Genomic DNA, 2202 nt, shown 5'->3' with positions numbered 1-2202 from the left:
GGGCGCAGCACGCGCAGCGGCACGCCGTTGGCGACGGTGCGCGACACCGCGCGGCTGGCCTCCGCGAAACCCTCCGCCGTCTTGAACGCCAGCACGATCCCCGGCGACTCGAAAGTGGCAGCGATGCTCGGTATTTCGCACAGCTCGAGCAGCAGGTCGAGGCTGCGCCTCTTCAGCTCGATCAGCGTGCGGAAGCCCGCCGCCGCGGCCGTCGCGGTGCAGGCGCGCGCGAAATGCCCGAGCCAGCGCAGCGATTCGCGGTCCGCGCGCGGCTTGACGTAGAACGGCGCGTCCGCGCTCAACATACCCAGAGCACGAAATGCGCGCAGGCCAGGTTCAGCGAGCGGGGCGGCGCCGTGCGTGCCGACGAAACCGGTGTTGCCGGAGGAGCACGACTGCGGGCCGCCCAGCGCGCCCCGCTCCAGCACGGTGACCGAGGCCCCGGCGCGGCGCAGGTGATAGGCGCAGAACAGTCCGGCGACCCCGCCGCCGACCACCACCACATCCGGGTCGGTGCGCACGGGCGCCGCCCCCTCGCTCGTCACGGGTCCGGCCTACACGGACACGACGAAGAAGTTCGTCGGCAGGTTCACCACGACCCGCTCGTAGATCTCCGCCATGACCGCCGGGCCGGGCTCGGCGAAGGTGCCCGCCGGCGGCTCGGCGAAGCGGATCACCGACCGCCCGGCGTCGAAAAGCTGTGCGCCGTGGCCGAAGTCGCCGACGATGGCCGTCCCCGGCTCGACGAGGCGGGTGCGCACGATGAACACGCCGTTCTCCTCGAGGTCGGCCATCAGGCGGCCGGTGCCCATGGCGCGGTAGTAGTCGACCGGGTTGATGATCAGTCCGTCGGCGGTGCCGCCCATCTGCTCGACCTCGTTGCAGGCGCGCAGGATCGTAGAGGTGAACGGGCCCTGCGTGGTCATCCGCTCGATCCCCGGAATGTTCAGCAGGCCGCCCTCGCCGCTGATGATCGTGTAGTTCTCGGCGGTGCACAGCCGGACGATCAGGCGGTAGTTGATGAACGACTCGAAGGTCTCCGGGTCCTCCCACATCCCCGGCGGCACCTGCACCCACGCCGTGGTGGTGAGCAGTTCCGGGATCGGCGACTTGTGAAAGTGGCTGGCGAGTTCGCGGCGCACCTCGGCGCCCTCGATCGGCGCGTCGTCCGCGCCCGGGGCGCTCTCGTGCCAGTAGAACTGACGCGGATCACGGGACAGGTCAATGGCTTTGAACGCGTTGCGCGCGGGGTAGCGCGGTTTGCGCCGGGAGCTGGTGAGCGAGTCGGTGATGGTCACGTCGTACTCGACCGCCGCGTCGAGCCCTTTCTCCGCGCAGCACTCGGCGAACCGCCGCCCCGGCGAGGGCTCCTTCTTCCGATCCGAGACCACCTGCGCCAGCGTCTCTTTGATGCCCTCTGTCTTCAGCATGTCGTGCTTCCTTCCCTTTTGGCGGTCCCGGACACCTCGGCCTCCCAGGGCAGGTGCGACGAGGTCGGCCCGAGCACGCTCGCGCCGCCGTCGACCAGCTGGACCGTGCCGGTGAGATAGGAGGCCCGCTCGCTGACGAGAAAGGCGGCGACGGCGGCCATCTCGTCCGGGCGGGCGATCCGGCCGACGGCGGTGTGCGTGCCCATCGCGGCGAGCCGCGCCTCGCGGTCGTCGTCGGTGGCCTGTTGTCCCGCAACGCGTTCCAGCAGGGGAGTGCGAGTGGCGCTGGGCGCGAGCACATTCACCGTCACGCCGTCGCGGCCGACCGCCGCGGCGAGGGACTGGGCGAAGCGCACCACGGCGGCCCTGGTGACGCCGGACATGGCCAGGCCGCTGATGGGCACGCTCGCCGTCTCCGACGCGACGAACAGCAGCCGGCCCCAGCCCGCGTTCCGCAGATGCGGCAGTGCGGTCAGCGCCACCTCGACGGCGGGCAGCAGCACCCCGTCGACGGCCGCGCGATAGTCGGCCACCTCGAACGTCGCCGCGTTGCCGGTCGGCGGGGTGCCGCCGCTGACGACCACGATGTGCAGTGCGCCGAACGCCGCGACGACCTCATCGATCCAGCGGCGGACCGCCGCGCCGTCGGTGATGTCCACGCTCGTGGCGTGCACCCGCCCGCGCGCAACATTTTTCACGGCGACCTCCGCGGCCGCCAGCCGGCCGGGGTCGCGCGCGCCGAGGGCGACGTGCGCGCCCTCGGCGGCCAGCT

The 2202-nt window shown here is 71.8% G+C and carries 3 protein-coding genes; all 3 read right to left on the bottom strand.

All coding sequences use genetic code 11. The features are described 5' to 3' along the window. The coding region (locus tag ON39_RS34165; protein ID WP_040740421.1) for an FAD-dependent oxidoreductase at positions 1-545 on the bottom strand (545 nt) is incomplete at its 3' end. 9 nt (positions 546-554) lie between these two features. Next, the gene (locus ON39_RS34160; RefSeq protein ID WP_040740420.1) at positions 555-1430 is read right to left on the bottom strand and encodes a family 3 encapsulin nanocompartment shell protein; all 876 of its coding nucleotides are present in this window, start codon (positions 1428-1430) and stop codon (positions 555-557) included. Then, positions 1424-2202: SDR family NAD(P)-dependent oxidoreductase (locus ON39_RS34155; protein WP_051187459.1), on the bottom strand; the 779-nt coding region annotated here is incomplete at its 5' end. The genes ON39_RS34160 and ON39_RS34155, both read right to left, overlap by 7 nt.

This window comes from Nocardia tenerifensis NBRC 101015, from assembly GCF_000308715.1.
In the GTDB taxonomy this organism is placed as follows: domain Bacteria; phylum Actinomycetota; class Actinomycetes; order Mycobacteriales; family Mycobacteriaceae; genus Nocardia; species Nocardia tenerifensis.
Note: the sequence above shows the minus strand (reverse complement) of the source record. Positions and strands in the feature narration are given on the sequence as shown.

What these genes read in the sequence shown, in the direction of transcription:
- ON39_RS34160 (WP_040740420.1), bottom strand. Translation starts at nt 1,430, where the DNA reads ATGCTGAAGACAGAGGGCATCAAAGAGACGCTGGCGCAGGTGGTCTCG.